The 26,033-nt window shown below is 72.4% G+C and carries 21 protein-coding genes, 4 tRNA genes and 1 other RNA gene; 15 read left to right on the forward strand and 11 right to left on the reverse strand.

The features are described from left to right. The first annotated feature begins 59 nt into the window (after positions 1–59). The 6 genes from AQI88_RS47790 to AQI88_RS19680 are packed head-to-tail and all read left to right on the forward strand — an operon-like array spanning position 60 to position 7,164. A complete protein-coding gene (locus AQI88_RS47790; RefSeq protein ID WP_244184225.1) occupies positions 60–2,918 on the forward strand; it encodes a penicillin acylase family protein in 2,859 nt (952 codons plus the stop codon). Continuing rightward, on the forward strand, positions 2,911–3,507 hold the full coding sequence (locus tag AQI88_RS19660; protein ID WP_067000751.1) for a GNAT family N-acetyltransferase: 597 nt from the start codon (positions 2,911–2,913) through the stop codon (positions 3,505–3,507). Before AQI88_RS47790 ends, AQI88_RS19660 begins: the two co-directional genes overlap by 8 nt. Next, complete coding sequence (locus AQI88_RS19665; protein ID WP_067000754.1) at positions 3,494–3,970, forward strand: cupin domain-containing protein; 477 nt, start codon at positions 3,494–3,496, stop codon at positions 3,968–3,970. The genes AQI88_RS19660 and AQI88_RS19665 overlap by 14 nt, the downstream gene beginning before the upstream one ends. Further along, positions 3,967–4,728 carry an SDR family NAD(P)-dependent oxidoreductase gene (locus AQI88_RS19670; protein WP_067000946.1) on the forward strand — a complete coding sequence of 254 codons (762 nt, stop codon included), beginning with the start codon at positions 3,967–3,969 and terminating at the stop codon, positions 4,726–4,728. The genes AQI88_RS19665 and AQI88_RS19670 overlap by 4 nt, the downstream gene beginning before the upstream one ends. A 58-nt stretch (positions 4,729–4,786) precedes the next feature. After that, a complete protein-coding gene (locus AQI88_RS19675; protein WP_079057668.1) occupies positions 4,787–6,574 on the forward strand; it encodes a copper resistance CopC family protein in 1,788 nt (595 codons plus the stop codon). Between the two features lie 5 nt (positions 6,575–6,579). Then, positions 6,580–7,164 carry a poly-gamma-glutamate hydrolase family protein gene (locus AQI88_RS19680; RefSeq protein ID WP_159050364.1) on the forward strand — a complete coding sequence of 195 codons (585 nt, stop codon included), beginning with the start codon at positions 6,580–6,582 and terminating at the stop codon, positions 7,162–7,164. 379 nt (positions 7,165–7,543) lie between these two features. On the opposite strand, the gene AQI88_RS19685 is transcribed toward AQI88_RS19680, so the two are convergent. Further along, positions 7,544–7,765 (reverse strand): CarD family transcriptional regulator, encoded by a 222-nt coding sequence (locus tag AQI88_RS19685; RefSeq protein ID WP_067000760.1) that lies wholly within the window; start codon positions 7,763–7,765, stop codon positions 7,544–7,546. Between the two features lie 137 nt (positions 7,766–7,902). Then, a tRNA-Ser gene (locus tag AQI88_RS19690) sits at positions 7,903–7,990 on the reverse strand. A gap of 73 nt (positions 7,991–8,063) precedes the next feature. Here AQI88_RS19690 and ffs point away from each other — a divergent pair. The 6 genes from ffs (at position 8,064) to AQI88_RS19720 (ending at position 16,694) form a co-directional block, all read left to right on the forward strand. Beyond that, positions 8,064–8,162: signal recognition particle sRNA small type (gene ffs, locus AQI88_RS19695), an RNA gene on the forward strand. Between the two features lie 82 nt (positions 8,163–8,244). Further along, positions 8,245–10,557 (forward strand): DNA polymerase III subunit gamma and tau, encoded by a 2,313-nt coding sequence (locus tag AQI88_RS19700; RefSeq protein WP_067000762.1) that lies wholly within the window; start codon positions 8,245–8,247, stop codon positions 10,555–10,557. Between the two features lie 81 nt (positions 10,558–10,638). Beyond that, on the forward strand, positions 10,639–11,889 hold the full coding sequence (purD, locus tag AQI88_RS19705; protein WP_067000764.1) for a phosphoribosylamine--glycine ligase: 1,251 nt from the start codon (positions 10,639–10,641) through the stop codon (positions 11,887–11,889). A gap of 300 nt (positions 11,890–12,189) precedes the next feature. Further along, entirely contained in the window at positions 12,190–14,013 is a 1,824-nt protein-coding gene (locus tag AQI88_RS19710) for a M48 family metalloprotease (protein WP_067000765.1), read from the forward strand. A gap of 214 nt (positions 14,014–14,227) precedes the next feature. After that, on the forward strand, positions 14,228–15,724 hold the full coding sequence (locus AQI88_RS19715) for a N,N-dimethylformamidase beta subunit family domain-containing protein (protein ID WP_067000767.1): 1,497 nt from the start codon (positions 14,228–14,230) through the stop codon (positions 15,722–15,724). Positions 15,725–15,794: 70 nt separating this feature from the next. After that, positions 15,795–16,694: a phosphoribosylaminoimidazolesuccinocarboxamide synthase gene (locus AQI88_RS19720; RefSeq protein WP_067000769.1), complete on the forward strand. Its 900-nt coding sequence runs from the start codon at positions 15,795–15,797 to the stop codon at positions 16,692–16,694. Between the two features lie 41 nt (positions 16,695–16,735). On the opposite strand, the gene AQI88_RS19725 is transcribed toward AQI88_RS19720, so the two are convergent. From AQI88_RS19725 to AQI88_RS19760, 8 genes are all read right to left on the reverse strand, one after another. Then, positions 16,736–16,811 (reverse strand) — tRNA-Gly (locus AQI88_RS19725). Between the two features lie 23 nt (positions 16,812–16,834). Continuing rightward, positions 16,835–17,449 carry a response regulator transcription factor gene (locus tag AQI88_RS19730; RefSeq protein ID WP_067000771.1) on the reverse strand — a complete coding sequence of 205 codons (615 nt, stop codon included), beginning with the start codon at positions 17,447–17,449 and terminating at the stop codon, positions 16,835–16,837. After that, a complete protein-coding gene (locus tag AQI88_RS19735) occupies positions 17,446–18,690 on the reverse strand; it encodes a sensor histidine kinase (RefSeq protein ID WP_067000773.1) in 1,245 nt (414 codons plus the stop codon). Before AQI88_RS19735 ends, AQI88_RS19730 begins: the two co-directional genes overlap by 4 nt. Positions 18,691–18,723: 33 nt before the next feature. Then, positions 18,724–19,503: an ABC transporter permease gene (locus AQI88_RS19740; RefSeq protein WP_067000777.1), complete on the reverse strand. Its 780-nt coding sequence runs from the start codon at positions 19,501–19,503 to the stop codon at positions 18,724–18,726. Then, a complete protein-coding gene (locus tag AQI88_RS19745; RefSeq protein WP_067000780.1) occupies positions 19,500–20,438 on the reverse strand; it encodes an ABC transporter ATP-binding protein in 939 nt (312 codons plus the stop codon). The genes AQI88_RS19740 and AQI88_RS19745 overlap by 4 nt, the downstream gene beginning before the upstream one ends. Before the next feature lie 127 nt (positions 20,439–20,565). Then, a tRNA-Gly gene (locus AQI88_RS19750) sits at positions 20,566–20,638 on the reverse strand. Positions 20,639–20,717: 79 nt separating this feature from the next. Then, positions 20,718–20,789, reverse strand: a tRNA-Gly gene (locus AQI88_RS19755). A gap of 155 nt (positions 20,790–20,944) precedes the next feature. Then, complete coding sequence (locus AQI88_RS19760) at positions 20,945–21,262, reverse strand: histone-like nucleoid-structuring protein Lsr2 (protein ID WP_067000783.1); 318 nt, start codon at positions 21,260–21,262, stop codon at positions 20,945–20,947. 311 nt (positions 21,263–21,573) lie between these two features. Here AQI88_RS19760 and purS point away from each other — a divergent pair, with 311 nt between their 5' ends. From purS to purL, 3 genes are read left to right on the forward strand one after another with little or no spacing between them, the layout of a single operon-like run. Beyond that, positions 21,574–21,837 (forward strand): phosphoribosylformylglycinamidine synthase subunit PurS, encoded by a 264-nt coding sequence (gene purS, locus AQI88_RS19765; RefSeq protein WP_015659417.1) that lies wholly within the window; start codon positions 21,574–21,576, stop codon positions 21,835–21,837. Further along, the gene (gene purQ / locus AQI88_RS19770; RefSeq protein ID WP_067000786.1) at positions 21,834–22,514 is read left to right on the forward strand and encodes a phosphoribosylformylglycinamidine synthase subunit PurQ; all 681 of its coding nucleotides are present in this window, start codon (positions 21,834–21,836) and stop codon (positions 22,512–22,514) included. Before purS ends, purQ begins: the two co-directional genes overlap by 4 nt. Next, the gene (gene purL / locus AQI88_RS19775; RefSeq protein ID WP_067000790.1) at positions 22,511–24,769 is read left to right on the forward strand and encodes a phosphoribosylformylglycinamidine synthase subunit PurL; all 2,259 of its coding nucleotides are present in this window, start codon (positions 22,511–22,513) and stop codon (positions 24,767–24,769) included. The genes purQ and purL overlap by 4 nt, the downstream gene beginning before the upstream one ends. 73 nt (positions 24,770–24,842) lie before the next feature. Here the strand turns inward: purL and AQI88_RS19780 are convergent, their stop codons facing one another. Then, the gene (locus AQI88_RS19780) at positions 24,843–26,006 is read right to left on the reverse strand and encodes a DUF4185 domain-containing protein (protein WP_067000952.1); all 1,164 of its coding nucleotides are present in this window, start codon (positions 26,004–26,006) and stop codon (positions 24,843–24,845) included. Positions 26,007–26,033: the final 27 nt, after the last annotated feature.

The raw sequence follows: 26,033 nt of genomic DNA on the forward strand, positions 1-26,033 counted from the left end.
TACGATTCCTGCACCGCAGACTTAGGCAAGGCTAACCTAAAACAAAGGGGTGTCCCAGGGTGACCACCGAGACCTACCGCGATGCCTGGGGCATCCCCCACCTGCGCGCCTCCAGCGCCCGCGAACTCGCCCGCGCCCAAGGCCGCGTCACGGCCTTGGACCGCGCCTGGCAACTGGAGGTCGAACGGCACCGCTCCCAGGGCACCTCGGCCGCCTTCCTCGGCGCCGCCGCTCTCCCCTGGGACGTCTTCGCCCGCCGCGCCCGCCTCGACGACACCGCCAGACGCTGCTTCGCCACGCTGGAGAAACAGGATCCGGAGACGGCGGACTGGGTCCGGGCGTACGTGGCCGGCGTCAACGAGGGCCTGCCGGAGGGCGCCGCCCGCGCCCCCGAGTTCACGCGAACCGGCCTGGTCCCCACCCCCTGGCAGCCCTGGACCCCCCTCGGCATCTGGCTCGGCACGCACATCCTGTTCGCCGGCTTCCCCGCCAAGCTCTGGCGCGAGGAGGCGATACGGCACCTGGGCCGCGAGGCGGTCGCTCTCTTCGCCACGGACGGCCCCGGCACCGCGGGCAGCAACGGCTGGCTGATCTCCGGCGCACGCACCGACACCGGCCACCCCCTCCTCGCCGGCGACCCCCACCGCTTCATCGAGGACCCCGGCGTCTACCAGCAGATCCGCCTCGCCTGCCCCGAGTTCGACGTCATCGGCCTGGCCGTCCCCGGCGTCCCCGGCATCGCCCACTTCGGCCACACCGGCACAGTCGCCTGGTCCATCACCAACGCCATGGCCGACTACCAGGACCTCTACCGCGAACACCTCCGCCGCACCGGCGCCGGCGTGGAGGCCCTCGGCCCCGACGGCACCTGGCACCGCACCCTGCGCCACACGGAAACGGTGGAGATCGCAGGCGAACCCCCCATCGAAATCGAGCTGATCGAGACCGCCCGGGGGCCGGTGATCGCTGGGGGGCCGGAAGGGCTTGAGGCGGGGGTTGTCGGTGGCGGGTCCGGGGGCTTTGAGGCGGGGGTTGTCGCCCATGGGTCGGACGGGCTGGAGGTGAGGGTTACCGCCGGTGGGTCGGAGAGGCTTGTGGCGGGGGTCGTCGCCGATGGCTCGGGCGGGCTGGAGCTCAACGACGGCGCCGCCGCCCTGCTGCTCACCGACGAGGAGGGCCTGAAGGCCGCCGGCAGCGAACCGCTCGCCCGGGTGAGGGTTGCTGGTGGCGGGTCCGGGGGCTTTGAGGCGGGGGGTGGCGATGGGCGCTCGGAGGAGTTGGAGCGTGGGGTTGTCGCCGGTGGGTCGGAGAGGCTTGTGGCGGGGGTCGTCGCCGATGGCTCGGGCGGGCTGGAGCTCAACGACGGCGCCGCCGCCCTGCTGCTCACCGACGAGGAGGGCCTGAAGGCCACCGGCAGCGAACCGCTCGCCCGGGTGAGGGTTGCTGGTGGCGGGTCGGAGAGGCTGGAAGCGGGAGTTGCCGGCGGGAGGCTGGAGAGGCCGGGGGCGGGGGCTGCCGGCGAGGGGCTGGAACGGCCGAGGGCGGGGGCTTCCGATGTGGGGCCGGAGAAGCCGGAGGCGGGCATTGCCGACGTGACGCCGCAGGCGGGGGCTCTCATAGGGGCCGGACCGGCTCACGACCCGCAGGTCGCCGATGGTGAGGGCGCCCCTCAGGGGCCACCCGCAGTCGACGACGAGAGCCGCACGGGTGGGAGCGAAATCGGCGCCGAAGGCGAAGCCGAGGCGGGCCGCATCCCCACCGCCCTCGCCCTCCGCTACCCACCCCGCGTCACAGAAGACCTCGGCTTCAGCACCCTCCTCCCCCTCCTGAGAGCCCGCCGAGTCGAGGACATCGACCGCGCCTTCGACACCTGGTCGGAGCCGGTGAACGTCGTACAGGCCGCCGACACCGAGGGCGGCACCCTGCACCGCGTCGCAGGCCGGGTGCCGCGGCGGCCGCAGGCCAACCGCCTCCGCCTCGTCCCCGCCTGGCACCCCGGCCACGCCTGGCACGGCTGGCACGACACCCCGTACGCCGGCCTGACCGACGGCATCGCCGTGATGGCCAACCAGCGCGGCCCGGCAGCCCCCCTCGGCGTCGAGTTCGCCCCACCCCACCGCGCCGACCGCATCCACGCCCTCCTCCAGGAGCGCCGCACCTGGTCCGCCGACGGCCTCCCCGCGATCCACACCGACACCTTCCTCGCCTCCGCCGGCCCCCTCCTCGACCACCTCGCCGCCCTCGACGACCTCACCCCCGAGGCGGCCCGCCTGCGCGAGAGCCTGCTGTCCTGGAACCGCCACATGGACGCCGACAGCACCGAGGCCGCCGCCTACGCGGCGGTGCGCACGGCGGTCGTACGCCACCTCGCCGCGCACCCGGCGTTCGCCGCCCTCACCGAACCCCCCGCCTACCCCGAGGTCCTGCTCCCCTGGCTGGCCCTCACGCCCCGCATCGGCTACGCCCTCGAACACCTCCTGCGCGCCGAGGAGCTGTACGGCATCGACCGCGCCGCCGCCGTCCGCGCCGCCGTGGAGGAGGTCGCCGCCGCACCGCCGGCCGGCACCTGGGCCGACACCCACCGCCTCGCTCCCTGGAAGGCGCTGCCGGGGGAGCCGTACGACGAACCGGGCCTGGCCGGCGACCACGACTGCGTGCTGTGCACCTCGGCCGTCCCCGGCCTCACCGACCTCGCGGCCCGCGGCCCGGCCGCCCGCTACGTCTGGGACCTGGCCCGCCGCGAGGACAGCCGCTGGGTGGTCCCCTTCGGCGCCCACGGCGTTCCCGGCACCCCGCACCACCGCGACCAACTCCCCTTGTGGCTCAAGGGAGAACTGGCCCCGGTCGTCACCGACTGGACCCTGCTCACGCTCGAACACACCGAACACACCGAACTCACCGAGGAAACCCGTGACTGACACCTACGAGCAGCACATCGACGGTTTCGGCACCGTCCGCATCCGCCCCCTCGACCCGGAGGCCGACGCGGAGGCGGTCCACGCCTGGGTGAGCGACGAACGCGCCGCCTTCTGGGGCATGACCGGCCTCACCCGGGCCCAAGTGGCCGACACCTACGCCCACATGGCCACCCTCGGCACCCACCACGCCCACCTCGTCACCAAGGACGGCGAACCGGCCGCCCTGCTCCAGACCTACGAGCCCGAGGCCGACCGGGTCGGCGAGTGCTACGAGGTCCGCCCCGGCGACATCGGCGTCCACCTCCTCCTCGCCCCCGCCACGGCGGCCGGCCCGCGCCCCGGCTGGACCTCGGCCCTGCTGACCGCGATGAGCTCGTACGTCCTGCTGGTCCTGGACCGCCGACGGGTCGTGGTCGACCCGGACGTACGCAACGCCAAGGCGATCGCCCGCTTCGCACGCCAGGGATTTCGGCAAGGCCCCGAGGTGGTCCTCCCCGAGGTCGACCTCCCGGACGTGTACCTGCCCGAGAAGCGCGCCCAACTGGCCTTCCTGACACGGGAGGTAGCCTTCCCGGGTGACCACGCCTGACGAGCTGATCGCCCGTTACGACCTGGAGCCGATCCCCCACGAGGGCGGCCTCTTCCGGCGCACCTGGGCAGGACCCGAGCGCCCGGACGGCCGCCCCGAGGGCTCCGCCATAGTGGCCCTGCTCACCGCGGACGACTTCCTCGCCCTGCACTGCCTGCCCACCGACGAGGTCTGGCACTTCTACCTGGGCGACCCGCTCGACCTGCTGCTCCTCGCCCCCGACGGCACCACCCGCACGGCCGTCCTGGGCCCCGCGCTGCGCGCCGGACAGCACGTCCAGCTCACCGTGCCCGCCGGCACCTGGATGGGCGCCCGGGTGGCACCCGGCGGCGCATGGACCTTCTTCGGCTGCACGATGGCCCCCGGATTCACCTACGAGGGGTACGAGCACGGCGACGAGGAGGACCTCACGGCGCGTTACCCGGCCGAGGCCGCCCGGATCGCGCAACTGTGCCGCCCATGAGCCTGCTCGACGGACAGACCGCCCTGGTGACCGGCGCGGGCGGCGGCATCGGCCGCGCCATCGCCCTGCGCTTCGCCGAGGAGGGCGCCGCGGTGGCCCTCCACTGCCGTACGAGCGTGCGGGCGGCCGGCGATGTCGCCGCGCACATCCGGGCCCTGGGCGGCGAGGCGGTCGTACTGCAGGCGGACCTGACGGACGACGAGGCGTGCCACCGGCTGGTCCGCGAGACGACCGACTGGTCCGGCGGCCGCCTCACGGCCCTCGTCAACAACGCGGCCGTCCAGCCCGTCCAGCCCCTGCCCGGCATGACGGCGGCCGAGTGGCGCACGGTCGTCGACACCGACCTCACCAGCGTCTTCGCCTGCACCCAGGCCGCGGCCCGGCACCTGGGCGAGCACGGCGGCGGCACCATCACCCACATCGCCTCCATCGAGGCCGGGCACCCCGCCCCCGGCCACGCCCACTACAGCGCCGCCAAGGCCGCCGTCGTCATGCACGCGCGCGCGGCCGCCCTGGAGTACGGCCCCCGCGGCATCCGCGTCAACTCGGTCTCGCCCGGCCTCATCGACCGGGAGGGCCTTGAGGAGGCCTGGCCGGAGGGCGTACGCCGCTGGCTCGACGCCGTCCCCGCCGGCCGCCTGGGCCGTGCGCGGGACGTGGCCGACGCCTGCGTGTTCCTCGCCTCGCCCCTCGCCTCCTGGATCACCGGCCACGACCTGGTGGTGGACGGCGGGGTGTCGGCCCGGCCGACGTGGTGAGTGCGGCGGCCGATCCCTCCGTACCTATACGAAGGGCCGGGCTGGACGGAGGGGTGAGGTGCGCGACGAACACCGGTGGCTGCGACGGCTGACCGTCCTCGGCGCGGGCCTCCTCCTGCTCCTGCTCGGCACGGCGGCCCCCGCCTCGGCCCACGCGGCCCTGCGCGAGACCGACCCCGCCGACGGAGCCGTCCTCAAATCCGCCCCCCGGCACGTCACGCTGACCTTCACCGAATCGGTGGGCCTGCTGACCGACTCGCTCCGCGTCTACGACCCCGAGAACCACCGCGTGCGCACCGGCGAGCCCGGCCACGCCTCCGGCCGCTCCGACACGGCCCGCGTCCCCCTGCCCTCCCGCCTGGGCACCGGCACGTACACGGTGGCCTGGCGGGTGGTGTCCGCGGACAGCCACCCGGTGTCCGGCGCGCTGACGTTCTCGGTGGGCAAACGGACGGCGACGACCACGAGCGTGCTCCCGGACCGCACGGAGAACCGGGCGACGACGAGCCTGTACAACATCGCGCGCTACCTCGCCTACCTGGCGGTGGCGCTGCTCCTGGGCACGGCGGCGTTCGTGGCGTACTGCCGCCCGCCGATCCCTGCCCACCTGCGCACACCGCTGCTGGCCGCCTGGGTGACCCTGTTCGCCTCGACGCTCGCGCTCTTCCTCCTGAGGGCCCCCTACGAGGAGGGCACGTCCCCGACCCGGGCGCTCTCGCTCTCCGCCCTCACCCGCACGGCCACGACCCGCCCCGGCGAACTCCTCCTCACCCGCCTGGCCCTGCTGCTCCTGGTGGGCGCCTGCGCGCTGTCGCTGAGGAGAGGGCGGCGACGGATCCCCCGCCGGGCCGCCCTGACGACCGCCGCGCTCCTGTCCGCCGCCCTCTCCCTGACCTGGGCGGCCTCGGAACACGCCTCGGCGGGCCTCCAGGTCCCCCTGGCGATCGCCTCCGCCGCGCTCCATCTGCTGGCCATGGCGGCCTGGCTGGGCGGCCTGACGGCCCTGCTGCTGACGCTGCGCCGCACCACACCGGACCCGGCGGCCCTTCCGGCCCAGGCCGTCACCCGCTTCTCCCGCCTGGCCTTCGTGTCGGTGACGGTCCTGGTGGCGACCGGCGTCTACCAGTCCTGGCGGGGCCTGGGCTCCTGGCAGGCGCTCACCGACACGACGTACGGCCGCATCCTGCTGGCGAAGCTGGCGGCCGTCACCCTCCTCCTCGCGGCTGCATCCCGCTCCCGCCGCTGGACGGCCCGCCTGGCGAGCCTGCCCCCGGTACCGCAGCGGGACCGCGTCCCAGAGCCGGCCGGCGGCCCGCCGCTCCCGTCGGCCCCCGAGCCCCCCGCCCCACCCCACCCGCTCCCGGCCCGGCTGCGCCGCTCGGTGCTGGCCGAGGTGGCGGTGGGTGTTCTGGTCCTCGTCCTGACGACCCTCCTGACGAGCACGCTGCCGGGCCGGGCGGCGGCCGAGGCGGCGCAGTCCGCGACGCCCGCGACCGGCATTCAGACGGCCACGGTCACCACGGTCCCCTTCGACGTCGGCACCCCCGGCGGCCACGGCAAGGTCCAGATCACCCTCGATCCCGGCCGGGTCGGCACGAACTCCGTCCAGGCGGTGGTCTACGGCCCCGACGGCGGCCTGTCCTCGGTCCCCGAACTGCGCATCACCCTCACCCTCCCGGCCCAGCGGATCGGCCCCCTGGACACCAAGGTCACCGACCGGGGCGGCTACTGGGCCGCCGACGCCTTCAACCTGCCGATCCCGGGCATGTGGACCATGAAGGTGACGGTACGGGTGTCGGAGGTGGACCAGGTGACGGTGGCGAATTCCGTGCGGGTGGGGCGATAGCGGTGGTGACCGAGAGCGTGGTGATCGAGGGCGTGGAGTTCGCCGCGTCGTTGACGATCGGGTCGGCCATCGGGCTGCTGGCCCTGCACGGCACCAGGGAGGGCGGCACGGCGGAGCTGGTCCACGAGGTGGCGGCCGGCACGGGAGCGACCGCACTGGTCTTCATCCAGCCGGCCGGCGACCGGGTCCACATCCCCTCGCACCGGATGTGCGTGCCCATCTGCGATCCCCTACGGCAATTCCTCTCCCACGTGTCCCTGACGATCTCCCTCCACGGCCACCTGAGGCACGAGCACCCCCGCTCGATCTTCCTGGGCGGCACCAACCGCACCGCGGCCGCCACCCTGGCCCACAGCCTCACCCTGCTCGCCCCGGCCTTCGAGACCATCGACGACCTGGCCCACATCCCGAGGGGCCTGCGCGGCCTCCACCCGGACAACGCGGTGAACCTGAGCCCCTTCAGGGGCGTCCAGATCGAACTCCCCGTGAGCGCCCGGACCGGAGGCCCCCGCACAAGCCCGGAAGTCCTGGACGCCCCACAGCCAACGGTGACCACAGCACTCATCGACGGGGTCCGCCGCCTGACGTAGCCCGGGTCCGCTCGCCTGCCCGGCCGTCGGGGAGGGCCGTGAGCGACGCAGGGGTGCAAAGCCCGAGGGCCGGGCCGCATATGCGGCCCGGCCCTCAGCCGGCTGTCGAAGCCACCGTCACTCGTAGGAGCTAGGCCGCCTTGGATCGAGTTGCACGCATGCCCGGGGCGGGCTCGTATGCGTCCTCGGGCAGGAAGGTCTCGTCTTCCCCGAAGTCCGGGGCCTGGAAGGGGTTTGTCGTCGGAGGCGGCGATGCTGCGGCGGAGCAGCGGGGTTGCCCTTCCAGAGCGGAGAACAGCGACGTCGGATCGATGAGAGGTCCCTCTTTCGTTACAGGTCCCGGAAGGGGCCTGGCGTGCCGTGACCGGGCACAGCGGTCCTACAGCTTGGTCATCTTGGCGTACGGGCTCAGGATCCGCATTTGCGCCGAGCCGAAATCGACGAGCGCCGCGATTCCGTCCTCGATGCCGATCACGCGGCCGAGGCCGTACATGTCGTGCGTGACCTTGTCGCCCACGGCGAAGTGCTTGGGAGCAGGTGTGACCGGGGCCTTGAAGGGGCTGGTAGGCAAATGACGCTTCGGTGCAGCAGGCTTTGTCATCGACCTCAGTATGCGCCTACGGGGATCCCGTTCGCTGTGGCCGTCGGCACAGATCGACTTCGGGGGCCGAGGCCGCCGACGTCGAAGGGCCCCACCGCAAGCGGTGGGGCCCTTCGACATCGTGCCCGGTGAGGCACTGGCGGAGGATACGAGATTCGAACTCGTGAGGGGTTGCCCCCAACACGCTTTCCAAGCGTGCGCCCTAGGCCTCTAGGCGAATCCTCCGCTGGGAACATTACATGACCGAGGGGAGTGCTCGCGAACTCGTTCCCGCAGGCCCGCATCGGGTACTCTTTTCTCCAGCCCCTCACGTGGCGCTATCTGACTGAACTCCCCCAGGGCCGGAAGGCAGCAAGGGTAGGTCGGCTCTGGCGGGTGCGTGGGGGGCGCTTGCGTGTGCGGGCGGGGTCCCGCTGCCGGGGCCGCCCGGCAGTCTTGGGCGGGGTTGGTTGTCAGTGGGCGCCTATAACCTCGTATGCGTGTCGTCTCTCGCGCTGTACCGCCGCTATCGCCCGGAGACCTTTGCCGAGGTCATCGGGCAGGAGCATGTCACCGACCCGCTGCAGCAGGCGCTGCGGAACAACCGGGTCAATCACGCGTACCTGTTCAGCGGGCCGCGTGGGTGCGGGAAGACCACCAGCGCGCGCATCCTGGCGCGCTGTCTGAACTGCGAGCAAGGTCCCACGCCCACGCCGTGCGGGGAGTGCCAGTCCTGCCAGGACCTGGCCAGGAACGGCCCGGGGTCCATCGACGTCATCGAGATCGACGCCGCGTCCCACGGTGGTGTGGACGACGCCCGTGAGCTGCGTGAGAAGGCCTTCTTCGGACCCGCCGGCAGCAGGTACAAGATCTACATCATCGACGAGGCCCACATGGTCACGTCGGCCGGCTTCAACGCCCTGCTGAAGGTGGTCGAGGAGCCCCCGGAGCATCTCAAGTTCATCTTCGCCACCACCGAGCCCGAGAAGGTCATCGGGACCATCCGGTCGCGTACGCATCACTATCCGTTCCGGCTCGTCCCGCCGGGCACGCTGCGGGACTACCTCGCCGACGTGTGCCGGCGCGAGGACATCCCCGTCGAGGAGGGTGTGCTCCCGCTCGTCGTGCGGGCCGGCGCCGGTTCCGTGCGTGACTCCATGTCCGTCATGGACCAGCTCCTCGCCGGTGCGCGTGCGGACGGTGTGACGTATGCCATGGCCACCTCGCTGCTCGGCTACACCGACGGGTCCCTGCTCGACTCCGTCGTCGAGGCCTTCGCCACCGGCGACGGAGCGGCGGCCTTCGAGGTCGTCGACCGGATCATCGAGGGCGGCAACGATCCGCGGCGCTTCGTGGCCGATCTGCTGGAGCGGCTGCGGGATCTGGTCATCCTCGCCGCCGTACCGGACGCGGTGGAGAAGGGGCTCATCGACGCCCCGGTCGACGTGCTGGAGCGCATGCAGGCCCAGGCCGGCACCTTCGGCGCCGCCGAGCTGAGCCGCGCCGCCGACCTCGTCAACGAGGGCCTCACCGAGATGCGCGGCGCCACCTCGCCCCGCCTCCAGCTCGAACTCATCTGCGCACGCGTGCTGCTCCCCGCCGCCTACGGAGACGAGCGCGCCGTGATGGCCCGCCTCGACCGCCTCGAGCGCGGCGTCAGCTTCGCGGGCGGGGGTGGCGCGCCCGCCATGGGGTACGTCCCCGGACCCGAGGCCCACGCCGGCCTGGCCCAGGGCGCCTCTCCGGTGCCGCCCGGCGGCGGACCCGCCGCCGCCCGCGCGGCCGTACGGGCGGGGGGTGGCCCCGGCAGCCAGGGCAGCCCGGCCGCCGCGGCGCCCACGACTCCCGCACCCGCACCCGCACCGGCACCGGCAGCTCCCGCACCTGCACCTGAGCCGGCTCCGGCAGCACCCGCACCCGCGCCGGCTCCGGCAGCTCCCGCGCCCGCGGCCCAGGCGCCCGCCGCACAGCAGGGCAGCACCCCGGCCGCCCCCGCTCCTTCGGCCCCCGCCCCCGGCGCCTGGCCCACCGCCGCCCCCGCCGGCGGCGGTCGGCGGCCCGGTGGCTGGCCCACGGCCGCTCCGGCGGGCGCCCAGCAGAGCCCCGCTCCGGCACAGCCCCAGCCCCAGCACCAGGCGCCTCCCGCCCCAGCCGCGCCCTCGGCACCTGCTCCGGCTCCGGCCCCGGCTCAGGCCGCCCCCAGCGGCGGGCTCGACCCCCGCGTGCTCTGGCCGAACATCCTGGAGGCCGTCAAGAACCGCCGCCGCTTCACCTGGATCCTGCTCAGCCAGAACGCCCAGGTGGCCGGCTTCGACGGCACCACCCTCCAGCTCGGTTTCGTCAACGCCGGCGCCCGCGACAACTTCGCGAGCAGCGGCAGCGAGGACGTGCTGCGGCAGGCACTGTCCGAGCAGTTCAGCGTGCAGTGGAAGATCGAGGCGGTCGTCGACCCCTCGGGCGGTTCCGCGCCCCCGCCGTCCGGCGGCTCGCCCGGCTTCGGCGGAGGCGGCGGTGCGGGCTACGGCGGTACGCCCGCAGGCGGTGGCTACGGCGCCCCCGCGGCCCCGCGCCCGGCAGCACCCCAGCCGGTCTCCCCCGCGCCCGGCGCAGCCCGGGGCGGCGCCCCGGCCGCCCCGGCGTCGGCGGGTCCCGCCCCGCAGCCCGCGTCGGCGCCCGAGCCGCCCCCGGTCGCCCCCGAGGACGACATCCCCGAGGACGACGACCCCGACCTCGACGAGTCGGCCCTGTCCGGCCACGAACTGATCGTCCGGGAGCTGGGGGCGACGGTGGTGGAGGAGTTCTCCAACGAGTGACCCTGCCCCCGGCCCCTTTGTAGGAACCCACAGGATCCCCGGCCCCGAAGCTTCGGCAACCTTGCCATTAGGCTGACCCCCGTGAAGGTCCTCGTCATCGGCAGCGGCGCCCGCGAACACGCCCTGTGCCACTCCTTGTCCCTCGACCCCGACGTCACCGCGCTGTACTGCGCCCCCGGCAACGCCGGCATCGCCGAGGTCGCCGAGCTGCACCAGGTCGACGCGCTCGACGGCGAGGCCGTGGCCGCGCTGGCCGGCGACCTCGGCGCCGACCTCGTCGTCGTCGGCCCGGAGGCCCCGCTGGTCGCCGGCGTGGCCGACGCCGTGCGCGAGGCGGGCATCCCCGTGTTCGGCCCCTCCGGGGAAGCCGCGCAGCTGGAGGGGTCCAAGGCCTTCGCCAAGGACGTCATGGCGGCGGCCGGGGTGCCGACCGCCCGGTCGTACGTCTGCACCACGGAAGCGGAGGTGGCCGAGGCCCTCGACGCGTTCGGTGCTCCCTACGTCGTCAAGGACGACGGGCTGGCCGCCGGCAAGGGCGTCGTCGTCACGCAGGACGCCGAGGCCGCCACGGCCCACGCGGCCGGATGCGAGCGTGTCGTCATCGAGGAGTTCCTCGACGGGCCCGAGGTGTCCCTGTTCGCCATCACCGACGGGCGGACCGTCGTACCGCTCCAGCCCGCCCAGGACTTCAAGCGCGCCCTGGACGGCGACGAGGGCCCGAACACGGGCGGCATGGGCGCGTACTCGCCCCTGCCGTGGGCCGATCCGAAGCTGGTCGAAGAGGTGCTGCAGACGGTGCTGCAGCCGACCGTGGACGAAATGCGCCGCCGTGGCACGCCGTTCTCCGGTCTGCTCTACGCCGGGCTCGCGATCACCTCGCGCGGCGTCCGTGTCATCGAGTTCAACGCTCGTTTCGGCGACCCCGAGACCCAGGTCGTGCTGGCCCGTCTGAAGACCCCGCTGGCCGGTGTGCTGCTGGCCGCCGCGAACGGCACCCTGGACGACCTGGAGCCCCTGCGCTGGAGCGAGGACGCGGCCGTCACCGTGGTCGTCGCCTCCCACAACTACCCCGGCACCCCGCGCACCGGCGACCCGATCGGCGGCCTGGACGAGGTGGCCGCCGAGGACGCCCCGCACGCCTACGTCCTGCACGCCGGGACGAAGCGGGACGGTGACGCGGTGGTCAGCGCGGGCGGACGTGTGCTGTCCGTCACGGCGACCGGCCAGGACCTGGCCGAGGCCCGCGAGCGGGCGTACCGGGCGGTGGCCCGCATCCGCCTCGACGGCTCGCAGCACCGCACGGACATCGCGGCGAAGGCAGCCGGAGCGTAACGGCGAAGGCGTGGAACCGGTGAAACCGCCGGTCGCACGCACCCCGCAGCCACTCGGGCCCCGGATGAGAATCCGGGGCCTGATCTTTGCTGTCTGTCGCCCACCTCTGACCAAAGGCATTCCATCGAGTGAGCAATCGCCCATCCGGCTGACGGGGGCCGAGGCCCCAACTAGGGTGCGGCGCAAGCGTTCCGGCACTTGGCCCACCGGCATTGCGATGTCAGTGGCGGGTGCCACAGTGGGGGAGTGAGCAACGCCAGGACAGCGCGGGATTCGGCAGGGAGGGGGTGAGGTCGGCTCGTGAGCGGAATCGGAGTGGAGGCGGGCGCGCAGGCGGCGCGCTCCAGGGCCCTGGCCGTGCTGCGCATCCGGGGCCGGGCGCTGGCGGTGGCCGTGCTGCCCGCAGCCGCCGAGGTGATCCTGCTGGCCGGCGGTTCCACGGGCCATCTCGTCGGCCCGGGCTGGGACGCGGCCCGCTGGGTCGTGGGCGTGCCGGCCGCGCTCGTGCTGCTGGCCGCCGCCTGCATCGCCCTGGTCGTGGCTCGCGCCCGCCCCGCCGTGAGCCCGACGGTCCCGATCCCGGAGACGTCCGCCCCGGATCTGTACCGGCTGGTGCGCGACCTCGCCGACCGCCTCGACGTCCCGGCGCCCTCGGCCATAGCGCTCACCCCGGACTGCGACAGCTGGCTGGAGGACCGTACCCATCCGGCCCACGGCCCGCCCCCGCGGCCGGCGCACGACGAGATAGCGGGCCCCGGATCCGGCTTCGGCGCGCAGCGCCGTGCCCCCACCGCCCCCGTCCTCGTCATCGGCTCCCCGTTCCTGTGGTGGATGCGCGTCGGCGAGCTGCGCGCGGTCCTCGCCCCGGTCGTCGCCGGTACGGGCCCCTCCGCGCACCCGGACATAGCCGCCGCCCGCCGCTATGTGCGCGGTCTGGACGCGGCGGTGGCCGTCGCCTCGACCTCCGGCCGCCGTCGCCTGACCCGCGGGCTGTGCGCGGTCCTCGGCAGCGTCGCCCGGCTGCTGCTGCGCGCCTGCCGCGAGCACGCGACCTTGATGGAGCGCGGGGTCGCGGCAGCGGCGGCCGAGCGCGCCCAGGCCGTGGACTACGGACTGCGGATCGTCGCCCAGGAGCAGGTCGGTCTCGCCTACGCGGGCTGGGACCGCCTGCTGACCAAGGTGGCGCTGCCCGCCTGGCGCATGGGCCGCTGGCCCTCCCGGCTGGACGCGGGCGTCGTGGCCGCGCTCACCGAGCTGTCCCGGCGCGACCGGCTGGCCGAGGGCTTCGCCTCCCGCCTCGGCGAGCGCCCCGCCTGCGACCTGCTGGAGGAGCCCGGCGCGATGGACGAGGCCGCCTCCCTGCTCGCCGCCCGTCTCTTCCACGGCGTCCCGGCCGAGTCCGGCCCGGACTGGGCCCCGGTGGACTGGCAGGCGTATCCGGAGGAGGTCGTCGACCGGACCTGGCGCGCCGACGCGGCCCGGCTGCACCGTGTGCTGGACTCCCTCGGCGTCCGCCCCACGCTCGCCCCTGCCGCTTCCGGCCCCGGCGGCCCCACCCTGGCCCGCGTCCTGGACCACCTGACCGAGCCGGGCCCGCAGGCCTCGGCCCACCCCGGCGTTCCCCGCCCGGCCGCCCCGGACGAGGAGAGCACCGCCGCCACGGGGTACAGCGCCGACAGCACGGCGTACGAGCACGAGGACGAGGACACCGACTCCGGCACCGAGCGCAGCGCCGCCCTCGCCGCGGGCCTGAGCGCGGAACTGGCCCGCGAGGAGGCCTCCGCACCGCGCGGTGCGACCGCCGCCGGCCAGGCCCTCGACAGCGACAGCGCCCTGTGGGACGGCGGCGCCCTGCCGCTGTTCCCGCTCCAGCCCCCGCGCACGGCCCGGGAACTGCTTGCCGAGCACGTCACGGCGATGGTGTGCTGCGCCGCCGTGGACACGGCCGGTGCGGCCCCCGCCCTGGACTGGCTGGACGGTCCCTCGCTGCTCCTCGGTGGCGAGAGAGCTGCCGACCTCGCACCCAAGGTGCTCAGTCTGATCGAGGAGGGAGACCCGGGCCCGCTGCGCGCCTGGCTGGCCGAATCCGGCATACGCCCGGAGAAGCCGGTGCGGCTCGTCTGACCCCGCAGCCCACCCGGCGCCGTGGCCGCCCCGGGCGGCCTAGCGGAGCCCGGTCTTCCAGTTCAGGTCAATTCGCAACGAATAGTGACCGAGCCCGTGCGTTATGTGATGTGCTGGGACCGACCGCGCACATGGCAAAGGCATGCGACATACGACAGCGCGACCGAGCACGACCGACACAGGACACACGGGGGCATGAGGGAGGGGAGCGACCATGGCCTTGGATCGCATCCGCCGCTGGGAGTCCGGAGCACTCGCGCACGCCGTCACGGATCCCTTCGGCCTGGGCCCGGTGCCCTGGCTGCGCGGCAGTGAGACCTACTTCGACGACACGGGACACGTCGTGCCCTGGTACGTCGACCCGAGCCCGCAGCAGCCGGCCGGTGAGAAGCTGCGCGTCCCCGCGCCGCGCTCGGCGGTCACCGGTCCCCGCTCGGCCGATGACGTGCACCGCCAGATCAAGGGCTTCACGTCCACCGGCGCGGTCACGCCCGGGGAGGCGATCGACTTCCACATCACTGTCGATCCGCCGCAGCAGTTCAGCGTGGACATCTACCGGATCGGCCACTACGGCGGCGACGGCGCCGCCAAGATCACCACCAGCCCCCGGCTCTCCGGCATCGTCCAGCCCCCGCCGCTGGCCGCCGACCGCACGGTCTCCTGCCACCACTGGTGGCTGTCCTGGCGGCTCCAGGTGCCCTCCCACTGGAGCCTCGGCGCCTATGTGGCCGTCCTCACCACCGCCGACGGCTACCGCTCCCACGTGCCCTTCACGGTCCGCGACGACCACCCCGCCGACCTGCTCCTGCTGCTGCCCGACATCACCTGGCAGGCGTACAACCTCTACCCGGAGGACGGCCGCACCGGCGCCAGCCTCTACCACGCCTGGGACGAGAAGGGCCGGCTGCTCGGCGAGGCCGACGCGGCCACCACGGTCTCCTTCGACCGCCCGTACGCGGGCGCCGGCCTGCCCCTGCACGTCGGCCACGCCTACGACTTCATCCGCTGGGCCGAGCGCTACGGCTACGACCTCGCCTACGCCGACGCCCGCGATCTGCACGCCGGCCGCATCGACCCGACCCGCTACCGGGGCCTGGTCTTCCCGGGCCACGACGAGTACTGGTCCGTGCCGATGCGCCGTGCGGTCGAGGACGCCCGTGACCGGGGCACCTCGCTGGTCTTCCTCTCCGCCAACACCATGTACTGGCAGGTGGACCTTGGACCCTCCCCGTCCGGCGTCCCCGACCGGCTGCTGACCTGCCGCAAGCGCAAAGGCCCCGGAAAGCCGGTGCTGTGGCGCGAGATCGACCGGCCCGAGCAGCAGCTGGTCGGCATCCAGTACGCGGGCCGGGTGCCCGAACCGCATCCGCTGATCGTCCGCAACGCGGGCCACTGGCTGTGGGAGGCGACCGGCGCGCACGAGGGCGACGAGATCGAGGGCCTGGTCGCCGGCGAGGCCGACCGCTACTTCCCGCGCACGGCGCTGCCCGAGCACGAGGAGCGCATCCTGCTCGCGCACTCCCCCTACACCGACAACGACGGCATCCAGCGCCACCAGGAGACGTCCCTGTACCGCGCCCCCTCCGGCGCCTGGGTGTTCGCCGCCGGCACCTTCGCCTGGTCCCCGTCCCTGGACCGCCCCGGCCATGTGGACCCCCGCATCCAGCGGGCCACGGCGAATCTGCTGGACCGCATCTGCAAACGGGACTGACCCCTGGCCGAAACCGATCGCCCCCATAAGGGAGAATCGAGGCACTTGGACAGAACCACGGGGAGGAACCGTGTCCGGATTCGTAGAAAAGCCCGAGCCGATCCAGGTTCCGGGTCTGGTGCACCTGCACACCGGCAAGGTGCGCGAGCTGTACCAGAACGAGGCGGGCGACCTCGTGATGGTCGCCAGCGACCGCATGTCCGCCTACGACTGGGTGCTGCCCACGGAGATCCCCGACAAGGGCCGCATCCTCACCCAGCTCTCCCTGTGGTGGTTCGACCAGCTGCGTGACCTGGCCCCCCACCACGTGCTCAGCACCGAGCTCCCCGTGGGCGCCCCCGCCGACTGGGCGGGCCGCACGTTGGTCTGCAAGTCCCTGAAGATGCTCCCGGTGGAGTGCGTGGCTCGCGGCTACCTCACCGGCTCGGGCCTGGTCGAGTACAACGCGTCCCGCACGGTCTGCGGCCTCGCCCTCCCCGAAGGCCTGGTCGACGGCTCGGAACTGCCCGGCCCGATCTTCACCCCGGCCACCAAGGCCGAGGTCGGCGAGCACGACGAGAACGTCTCCTACGAGGAGGTCGCCCGCCAGGTCGGCGCCGAGACCGCGTCCCAGCTGCGCCAGCTCACGCTCGCCGTGTACTCCCGCGCCCGGGACATCGCCCGCGACCGGGGGATCATCCTGGCCGACACCAAGTTCGAGTTCGGCTTCGACGGCGACACGCTCGTCCTCGCCGACGAGGTCCTCACCCCGGACTCCTCCCGCTTCTGGCCGGCCGACCAGTGGCAGCCGGGCCGCACGCAGCCGTCGTACGACAAGCAGTTCGTCCGCAACTGGCTGACCTCGTCCGAGTCGGGCTGGGACCGCACGAGCGAGCAGCCCCCGCCGCCGCTGCCGCAGCAGGTCGTCGAGGCGACCCGGGCGAAGTACGCGGAGGCGTACGAGCGGCTGACGGGCACCAGCTGGTCGTAGACACGCGAAAGGCCCCCGGCGAGGACCGGGGGCCTTTCTTCTGGAGCGGACGACGAGGCTCGAACTCGCGACCTCAACCTTGGCAAGGTTGCGCTCTACCAACTGAGCTACGTCCGCACTGCGCTGCTGCGCGAGGCCAACTATACCCAACCTCGCTCCCGTGCGAGACGTACTGCCGCATGACGATTCTCCGCACCGAGCTTTGTGACGGCCGAGGAGAGGTAGTTCCGCACGGTCCCCGGCGACAGCGCGGCCCGCTCGGCGATCTCCGCGACCGGGGCCCCGTCGGCGGCCAGCTCCAGCACCTCGGCCTCCCGTGCGGTCAGCGGGGAGTCCCCGGCGGAGATCGCATCGGCGGCCAACTCCGGGTCGACGTACCGGTTTCCCCCGTGCACGGTCCGGATGATCTCGGCGAGCCGCTGTGCGCTGACCGTCTTCGGGACGAACCCGCGCACACCGGCCGCGAGCGCCCGCTTCAGGTGCCCGGGCCGTCCGTGACCGGTGACGATCAGTACCCGGCAGCCGGGCAGTTCGGTGCGCAGGGATGTGGCGACCTTCACACCGTCGGCGCCCGGCATCTGGAGATCGAGCACGGCCACATCGGGTTCGTGCGCCCGCGCCATCGCCAGCGCCTCGGGCCCGCTCGCGGCCTGAGCGACGACCAGCAGGTCGTCCTCCAGGGAGAGCAGGGCGGCCAGCGCGCCCCGGATCAGATGCTCGTCGTCGGCGAGCAACAGCCGTACCGGGTTGCTCATGAGGTGACTTCGCCCACTTTCTGCCTCAAGGGCACCTCAGCCACCAGCCGGAACCGGTCCTTGCCGACGAGCCCCGCCTCCAGCGTCCCGTCCACGGCGGCCAGCCGTTCGCGCAACCCGGGGAGCCCGGAACCCCCACCCCCGTGAGGGGTTCCGGCCACCCCGTCGTTCTCCACCGTCAGCACCACAGACCCCTCCTGCACCCGCAGCCCCACGGAACAGCGGCCGGCTTCCCCGTGCCGCAGCACGTTGGTGGTCGCCTCGCGCACCACCCAGCCGAGCGCGGACTGCACCTCGGCGGGCAGCCCCGCGGCCTCCGCGCGGACCTCGCAGTCGATCCCGGCCGCCGCCAGCACGCCCTGCGCACCGGCGAGTTCGGTGCCGAGGTCGGCCGCCCGGTAGCCGCGTACGACCTCCCGCACCTCCCGCTGCGACTCCTGGGCGATGCGCTGCACCTCGATCATCTGCTCCACGGCCTCCGGCCGCCCCCGCCGGGCCAGTTGCACGGCCAGCTCGCTCTTCAGGGAGATCACGGACAGGTTCCGCCCCAGCACGTCGTGCAGATCCCGCCCGAACCGCAGCCGCTCCTCGGCGACGGCGAGCCGGGCCTCGATCTCCCGGGCGCGTTCCGCCTCCCAGACCACGGACAAGGTCCAGCCGCCGGTGCGGGCGGCCAGCACGGAGAAGCTGGTGGAGAAGGCGATCACCACGCCCGTGGCGACGATGCCGAGACCGCTGGGGCGCGCGATCGAGAAGGCGGCCGTGATCAGCGCCCCGAGGGCCGCGCTCCGGCGCAGGAACACCTTGACCGGCACGGTGAACGCGTACGGCAGCCCGAACGGCACGAGCACCGCTCCGATCGTGAGCCGGATGGTGACCGGATCGCTCCCGCCGGCCGTGGCGAGCGCCACGATCAGCGCGAGCGCCAGGCCGAGCAGGACGGCAGGAGCGCGCAGGGCGCGTGACGGCAGTTCGGTGCGCCCGAGGTAGTGGTCGACCGAGGGCCGCAGCACCCGGTGTGCGGCCACGCACTGCAGCAGGTCGACGGCGACCAGCAGCCAGCCGAGTGCCAGCGGCACGGGCCGCCGGTCGGCTCCGCCCGCGAGCGGCAGCATCAGCCAGAAGAGCGGGAACGTCCAGAGGGTGGAGTACCAGGTGACCATGGACTGCAGCTCGACCCGTTCGGCCTTGCTGCGGTCCCGCCAGTACCGCTGGTGCCACTGCCGTATCAGCCTCAGCATGCTGCACGCTCCCCCGTACCTCGGCCCCGTGTCTCAGCGCCGTGGCTCCCACCGGAACCACCGCCGTACAGCAAACACCGCCACGACGATCCAGGCCAGCGCGGTCGCCGTCGTGCCCAGCGCCTCGTAGGCGCTCATCTGGCCGGACCAGCCCGCGCGGACGAGCCGGATCGCGGGGGAGAGCGGGAGGAGTTCGCAGACGGAGGCGAGTGTGTGGGGCATGACCTCGGTGGGGATCATGATGCCGGAGCCGGCCATCGAGACGAACACCAGCGGCAGCGCGGTCACCTGCGCACTCTCGGTGGTCCGGGTGAAGGCCGCGGTGAGCGCGGCGAGCGCCGCGCTCAGGACGAGCCCCGCCGCCACCCCCAGCACGGTCAGATACGGCGCCTTCGGCGCGCCGGTGTGCAGCAGCACCGCGCAGCCCACGCACAGCAGCAGGGCCTGGACGAGGCCCAGACCGGCCGCGGGCAGGGCCGTGCCGGTGAGGATCTCGGCGTCGGAGAGTTCGCCGGTGCGCAGCCGCTTGAGGACGAGCTCCTCGCGGCGGGCGACGTAGGCGTTGACCAGCGAGGTGTAGACGGCGAAGAGGAAGGCGAAGCCGACCGCGGCCGTCATCATCGCCGCGCCGACGCTCAGCCCCTCCTTCTTCAGGTCCACGCGGTCGAAGGCCGGCCCCACGCTGAACGGCAGGATGAGCGGCACCGTCACCGCGGTGAAGACGACACCGCGGTTGCGGCCGAGGAGGGCGAGTTCGGCGCGGGCCAGCGCGCGAAGCCGCCGACCCGCCGGTGCCCAGGCGAGAGTGCTCATGCCCTGACCTCCTGCTCCCGTGCGATCCCCAGGAACGCCTCCTCCAGTGAGGCCGAGCGCACCTCGAGGCGGCGCAGCTCGACCCCGCTCCGCTCGGCCCAGGCCAGCACCCCGGCGGCGGTCCGCTGGAGTTCCCGGGTGCGCAGCCGTACGAGCCTGCCGTCGCTCTCGTGCCCGCAGACGCCGAGGTCGGCCAGGGGCGGCAGGTCGCCGAGGAAGTAGCCGCCGGGCAGTTCGAAGGACATCCGGGAGGGCCGGCCCGCGGTGACCTCGGCCGGGGTTCCGGAGACGGCGATGCGTCCCTCGTGCAGGATGGCGAGCCGGTCGGCGAGGCCTTCCGCCTCCTCCAGGTAGTGCGTGGTGAGCAGCACGGTGGTGCCTGCGTCCCGCAGGCGGCGCACCAACTCCCAGGTGTCCCGGCGGCCTTCGGCATCCAGTCCGGTCGTCGGCTCGTCGAGGAAGAGCACCTCGGGATCGCCGAGCAGCGCGAGCGCCAGGTCCAGGCGCCGTCGCTCACCCCCGGAGAGCTGCTTGACCCGTACGTCGGTCTTCCCGGCGAGTCCGACCAGCTCCAGCACCTCGGATTCCGGCCGGGCCCCGCTGGTGCAGCCCGCCCACAGCCGGGCGGTCTCGGCGACGGTCAGGTCGGAAGGGAAGCCGCCTTCCTGGAGCATCACTCCGGTGCGGGGGCGTACGGCGGCCCGCTCCCGGAAGGGGTCGTGGCCGAGGACGCGGACGTGGCCCCCGGCCGGTGCCGCGAGCCCTTCCAGCAGCTCGACCGTCGACGTCTTGCCCGCGCCGTTGGTGCCCAGCAGCGCGAAGACCTCCCCGCGCGCCACGGAGAAGGTGATTCCGCGTACGGCTTCGAACCCGCCCCCGTAGACACGACTGAGGTCTGTGACCTCGATCACGCGCTCGTGTTCGTCGTTGTTCATGACTTCAGCGTCCCGGCGGGCCGGGAGGATCAGCAGTGCGCGGTGTCATCACTCGGCATGACAAATGTCAGAGACGTCGAGGGCGCACGAAAAGACCCCGGTCCAAAGGACCGGGGTCTCATTCCCGAGCGGACGACGAGGCTCGAACTCGCGACCTCAACCTTGGCAAGGTTGCGCTCTACCAACTGAGCTACGTCCGCACTGCTCCCGACCGGCTCCCACCGATCGGTGCGAGCACCAGCCTACCTGATCCACAAGAGTGGTCGTGACCGATGCCAGAGCGGGTGACAGGAATTGCACACTGCGCCTTCCCCCTGGAAGGGGGATGTTCTGCTACTGAACTACACCCGCATGGTCCGTGGGATCCGGCCTTTCGGCCTCGCCCCTCGGCGTGTCCCAGACATTAGCTGATCAGCAGGGGGGTTGCGCAAGTCGGCTCCCCCCAGGCCAAGTGAACGGCTCCCAGGGTCCGCTGACGGACCCTGGGGAGCTGCCCCTTCGCGGGCTCACTGGGCGGCGCTGAACGCCTCGTAGACCCTCTTCGGGATGCGTCCGCGCGCGGGCACGTCCATCTTGTTCGCCTGGGCCCAGGCGCGGACGGCCGCCGGGTCGGGAGCGACCTCCGTCTGCTTGTACGCCTTGCCGGACCGCGATCGCTTGCGGCCGGCCTCCACGTAGGGCGCGAGCGCCTTGCGCAGTTTCTTGGCGTTGGTTTCGTTCAGGTCGATCTCGTACGACTTGCCGTCGAGTCCGAAGGCGATCGTTTCCGCCGCTTCCGAGCCGTCGATGTCGTCAAAGAGAGTGACCACGACCTTTTGCGCCACGAATATCGGTCCCTTCGTGCGGCACGTCGATACAGCTCATCGGCGATGACGTGCCGAGTATCGGCTATTGCCAATTCATTTGTACAGTGCCCGGCAATGCAAAGTGAAGCCCGACTAAATCCGTCCGCGTGTCCCCGCGCAATAGATGTCGTGGGCGGACCTGTGGAACTTTCCCAGAACTTTTCGTGAGGGTGCCTTCCTGTCACCCGATCGTGATGCGCCTCACGTAGTTTCCTACAACTCTACTCGCGTAGAAATTTTGTGCGGGTAGTCTGAAGGAACCTGCTCAGCACCACACACCGGGAGTGCCAGTGGCACGCGTCGTAGTCGACGTCATGCTCAAGCCGGAGATCCTCGACCCCCAGGGCCAGGCGGTCCAGCGTGCGCTGCCGCGCCTGGGATTCGAAGGGATCTCGGACGTACGTCAGGGAAAGCGATTCGAACTGGAAGTTGACGGCCCGGTCGACGAGGCCGCGCTCGCCCGCATCCACGATCTTGCGGAATCCTTCCTCGCCAACACCGTGATCGAGGACTTCACCGTCAAGGTGGAAGAAGTGGCGGAGGCGGCCAAGTGACCGCTCGTATTGGCGTCGTCACTTTCCCGGGAAGCCTTGACGACCGGGACACCCAGCGGGCGATCCGCCTCGCGGGCGCCGAACCGGTCGCTCTCTGGCACAAGGACAAGGACCTCAAGCAGGTCGACGCCGTGGTGCTGCCCGGCGGTTTCTCCTACGGCGACTATCTGCGCGCCGGTGCGATCTCCCGGTTCTCGCCGGTGATGGAGTCCGTCATCGAGCAGGCGAAGGCCGGTCTGCCGGTCCTCGGTATCTGCAACGGCTTCCAGGTCCTCACCGAGGCGCACCTCCTCCCGGGCGCGATGCTCGGCAACGACCACCTCCACTTCATCTGCCGCGACCAGAAGCTGCGGGTGGAGAACGCGGGCACGGCCTGGACCGGCGACTACCGCCAGGGCCAGGAGATCCACATCCCGCTGAAGAACATGGACGGCCGGTACGTCGCCGACGCGTACACGCTCGACAAGCTGGAGGCCGAGGGCCGGGTGGTCTTCCGGTACCTGGACTTCAACCCCAACGGCTCGCAGCGGGACATCGCCGGCATCACCAACGAGGCCGGGAACGTCGTCGGACTCATGCCGCACCCCGAGCACGCCGTCGAGCCGCTGATCGGTACGGGCCGTACCGACGGCCTCCCGTTCTTCACCTCGATCCTCAAGAAGCTGGTCAACGCATGAGCCAGACGCCTCTGGACACGGTCGAGCACGCGGCCGCGACCCCCGACGTCGAGCTGCCCTGGGCCGAACTCGGCCTGAAGAAGGACGAGTACGAGCGGGTGGTGGAGATCCTCGGCCGCCGCCCGACCGGCGCCGAGCTCGCCATGTACTCGGTCATGTGGTCCGAGCACTGCTCGTACAAGTCCTCCAAGGTCCATCTGCGCCAGTTCGGCGAGAAGGCGCCGCAGAGCGACGCGCTGCTCGTCGGCATCGGCGAGAACGCCGGTGTGGTGGACGTCGGCCAGGGCTACGCGGTCACCTTCAAGGTCGAGTCGCACAACCACCCGTCGTACGTCGAGCCCTACCAGGGCGCGGCCACGGGTGTCGGCGGCATCGTCCGCGACATCATCGCGATGGGCGCCCGCCCGGTCGCGGTCGTGGACCCGCTGCGCTTCGGCGCGGCCGACCACCCCGACACCAAGCGTGTCCTGCCGGGCGTGGTCGCCGGCATCGGCGGCTACGGCAACTGCCTGGGCCTGCCCAACATCGGCGGCGAGGTCGTCTTCGACGCCTGCTACCAGGGCAACCCGCTGGTCAACGCCGGTGCCATCGGTGTGATGCGGCACGAGGACATCCACCTCGCCAAGGCCTCCGGCGCGGGCAACAAGGTCATCCTCTACGGCGCCCGGACCGGCGGCGACGGCATCGGCGGCGCCTCGATCCTCGCGTCCGAGACCTTCGACGACGCCAAGCCCTCCAAGCGTCCGGCCGTCCAGGTCGGCGACCCCTTCCAGGAGAAGCTCCTCATCGAGTGCACCCTGGAGGCCTTCCGGGAGAAGCTGGTCGTCGGCATCCAGGACCTGGGTGCGGCCGGCCTGTCGTGTGCGACGAGTGAGCTCGCCTCCAACGGCTCCGGCGGCATGCGCGTCACCCTGGACGACGTACCGCTGCGCGACTCGACGCTCTCGCCCGAGGAAATCCTCATGAGCGAGTCGCAGGAACGCATGTGCGCGGTGGTCGAGCCGGAGAAGGTCGACCGTTTCCTGGAGATCTGCGCGAAGTGGGACGTCATCGCCACCGTCATCGGTGAGGTGACCGACGGCGACCGCCTGGAGATCTACTGGCACGGCGGCAAGATCGTCGACGTCGACCCGCGGACCGTGGCCCACGAGGGCCCGGTGTACGAGCGCCCGTACGCCCGCCCGTCCTGGCAGGACGAGCTCCAGGCCGACGACGCGAACAAGCTCCCGCGGCCGACGACCGCCGAGGAGCTGAAGGACCAGGTCCTGAAGCTGGTGGGCTCGCCCAACCAGGCCTCCAAGAAGTGGATCACCTCGCAGTACGACCACTTCGTACAGGGCAACACCGTCCTCGCCCAGCCCGAGGACTCCGGCATGATCCGCGTGGACGAGGAGACCGGCCTCGGCGTCGCGATCGCCACGGACGGCAACGGCCGGTACGCCAAGCTGGACCCGTACGCGGGCGCCCAGCTGGCGCTGGCGGAGGCCTACCGGAACGTGGCGACCACGGGCGCCAAGCCGCTCGCGGTCTCGGACTGCCTGAACTTCGGCTCGCCCGAGGACCCGGCGGTCATGTGGCAGTTCGCGGAGGCCGTGCGCGGTCTGGCGGACGGCTGCCTCCAGCTCGGCACCCCGGTGACCGGTGGCAACGTCTCGCTCTACAACCAGACGGGCGAGGCGGCCATCCACCCGACCCCGGTGGTCGCCGTCCTCGGCGTCATCGACGACGTCGCGCGCCGCACCCCGGTCGCCTTCCAGGAGGAGGGCCAGCTGATCTACCTCCTCGGCGACACCCGTGAGGAGTTCGGCGGCTCGGCCTGGTCCCAGGTGGTCCACGACCACCTCGGCGGTCTGCCCCCGAAGGTCGACCTGGAGCGCGAGCGGCTGCTGGGCGAGATCCTGATCTCGGCCTCCCGCGACGGCATGATCGACTCCGCGCACGACCTGTCCGACGGCGGTCTGGTCCAGGCGGTCGTGGAGTCGGCGCTGCTCGGCGGCAAGGGCGCGCGTCTGGTCGTACCGGACGGGCTCGACGCCTTCACCTTCCTCTTCTCCGAGTCGGCCGGCCGCGCGATCGTCGCCGTGCCGCGCTCCGAGGAGGTCCGCTTCAACGACATGTGCGGTGCGCGCGGCCTGCCGGCCACCCGTATCGGTGTCGTGGACGGTGACTCGGTGGAGATCCAGGGCGAGTTCGGACTGCCCTTGGCCGAGCTGCGCGAGGCCCACGAGGGGACCATCGAGGCGCTGCTGGCGTAATGCCGTGCCTGCCCTGTGCGGGTGGGGGCCCCGTCCGGATTCCGTTCCGGGCGGGGCCCCGCGCGTTCGGGGCCTACGGGTTGATGCCGTCGAACTGGCGTACCCCGTAGTAGTCCCGCCCGCTCCACTGCGACACCATCAGCGTCAGGGCCGTCGCGCTCGCGCTGCCGGGGTGGATGTAGCCGCCGTAGAGGTTCGGCACCTCGAGGGCGGTGATCTGCGGGACGGGCATGCTCCACGGGGCGTCCGGGCGCGGGGCGGTGCGGGTGACGATCGCACCGAGGACCACGTCGAAGTAGCTCATGCAGTACGTGGCACCGATCCGCTTGACGGAGAACTCGCCGGTGTTGTTGCCGGAGAGGATGACCGACGGGGGTGTCTCCGAGGTGGTCCACTGCCAGGAACCATCGACGTAGGCCCAGTTCTGCTGGGCCCCGAAGTTGCCGGCGCGGAAGTCGTCGGGCTGGATCCGGAATAGCTGGACGGCGCCGCCGTCGGCCGAGTTCCGGTGGGTGCCGTTCCAGCGCTTGGAGAAGATGTACAGCCAGCCGTCCGGGTCGATGCCCGCGAACGACCACATGCCGTACATCGACTGGTTGACGCCCCGGTGGTCGCCGTCCCAGTGGTAGTCGTAGTCGGTCCAGGTCACGCCGTAGTCGTCGGAGTAGGCCACACCCGACATCAGCGAGCCGTCGTGACCGTCCTCCCACGGCGGGTCGCCCTCGACGCCCCAGGTGTACACGGACGTGTACTGGAGGTAGGTGCGGCCGCCGAACTCGATGCAGTCGTTGGGGATCCGGCTGATCTCGAAGCCGTAGCCGTTGTCCGCCCGGGACGTGTAGTCGAACAGCTTGCCCGCCTGGCCTCCGGTCGGCAGCGCCCAGGTGAACGAGATCGGTGCGGCGCCGGAGGAGTCGAAGGTGTCCTGGGCCAGCATCACCGGGGACCCGATGTAGTCGCCCGTCTGGTGGATGCCCGTCCACGCGTCGCCGAAGACGTAGCCCCAGGTGTTGTCGTGCTCCCGGTGGTACGGGATGCAGAGGTCGCCGGAGCCCAGGCCCTGCCGGCTCGCGGAGTCGCCGGGCTGGTCGCACAGCGGGGTACCGCGCTGGGCGGCGAGCGCGGGAGCGGCGCCGAGGGCCAGGCCGGCGCCGGCCAGGGTCATGCCGAGGCCGGCCTTGAGGACCGATCGGCGGTTCGGCCGTAAGTGGCCTGAGATACGGGAGGGGTGTGTCATGCGGCTCACCATAACCACGTCCAGAAC

The sequence above is a fragment of the Streptomyces cellostaticus genome, assembly GCF_001513965.1.
Classification (GTDB): Bacteria; Actinomycetota; Actinomycetes; order Streptomycetales; family Streptomycetaceae; genus Streptomyces; species Streptomyces cellostaticus.

What these genes read in the sequence shown, in the direction of transcription:
- AQI88_RS19670 (WP_067000946.1), top strand. Translation starts at nt 3,967, where the DNA reads ATGAGCCTGCTCGACGGACAGACCGCCCTGGTGACCGGCGCGGGCGGC.
- AQI88_RS19685 (WP_067000760.1), bottom strand. Translation starts at nt 7,765, where the DNA reads ATGACAAAGCCTGCTGCACCGAAGCGTCATTTGCCTACCAGCCCCTTC.
- AQI88_RS19715 (WP_067000767.1), top strand. Translation starts at nt 14,228, where the DNA reads ATGGCCTTGGATCGCATCCGCCGCTGGGAGTCCGGAGCACTCGCGCAC.
- AQI88_RS19730 (WP_067000771.1), bottom strand. Translation starts at nt 17,449, where the DNA reads ATGAGCAACCCGGTACGGCTGTTGCTCGCCGACGACGAGCATCTGATC.
- AQI88_RS19735 (WP_067000773.1), bottom strand. Translation starts at nt 18,690, where the DNA reads ATGCTGAGGCTGATACGGCAGTGGCACCAGCGGTACTGGCGGGACCGC.
- AQI88_RS19740 (WP_067000777.1), bottom strand. Translation starts at nt 19,503, where the DNA reads ATGAGCACTCTCGCCTGGGCACCGGCGGGTCGGCGGCTTCGCGCGCTG.
- AQI88_RS19745 (WP_067000780.1), bottom strand. Translation starts at nt 20,438, where the DNA reads ATGAACAACGACGAACACGAGCGCGTGATCGAGGTCACAGACCTCAGT.
- purL (WP_067000790.1), top strand. Translation starts at nt 22,511, where the DNA reads ATGAGCCAGACGCCTCTGGACACGGTCGAGCACGCGGCCGCGACCCCC.
- AQI88_RS19780 (WP_067000952.1), bottom strand. Translation starts at nt 26,006, where the DNA reads ATGACACACCCCTCCCGTATCTCAGGCCACTTACGGCCGAACCGCCGA.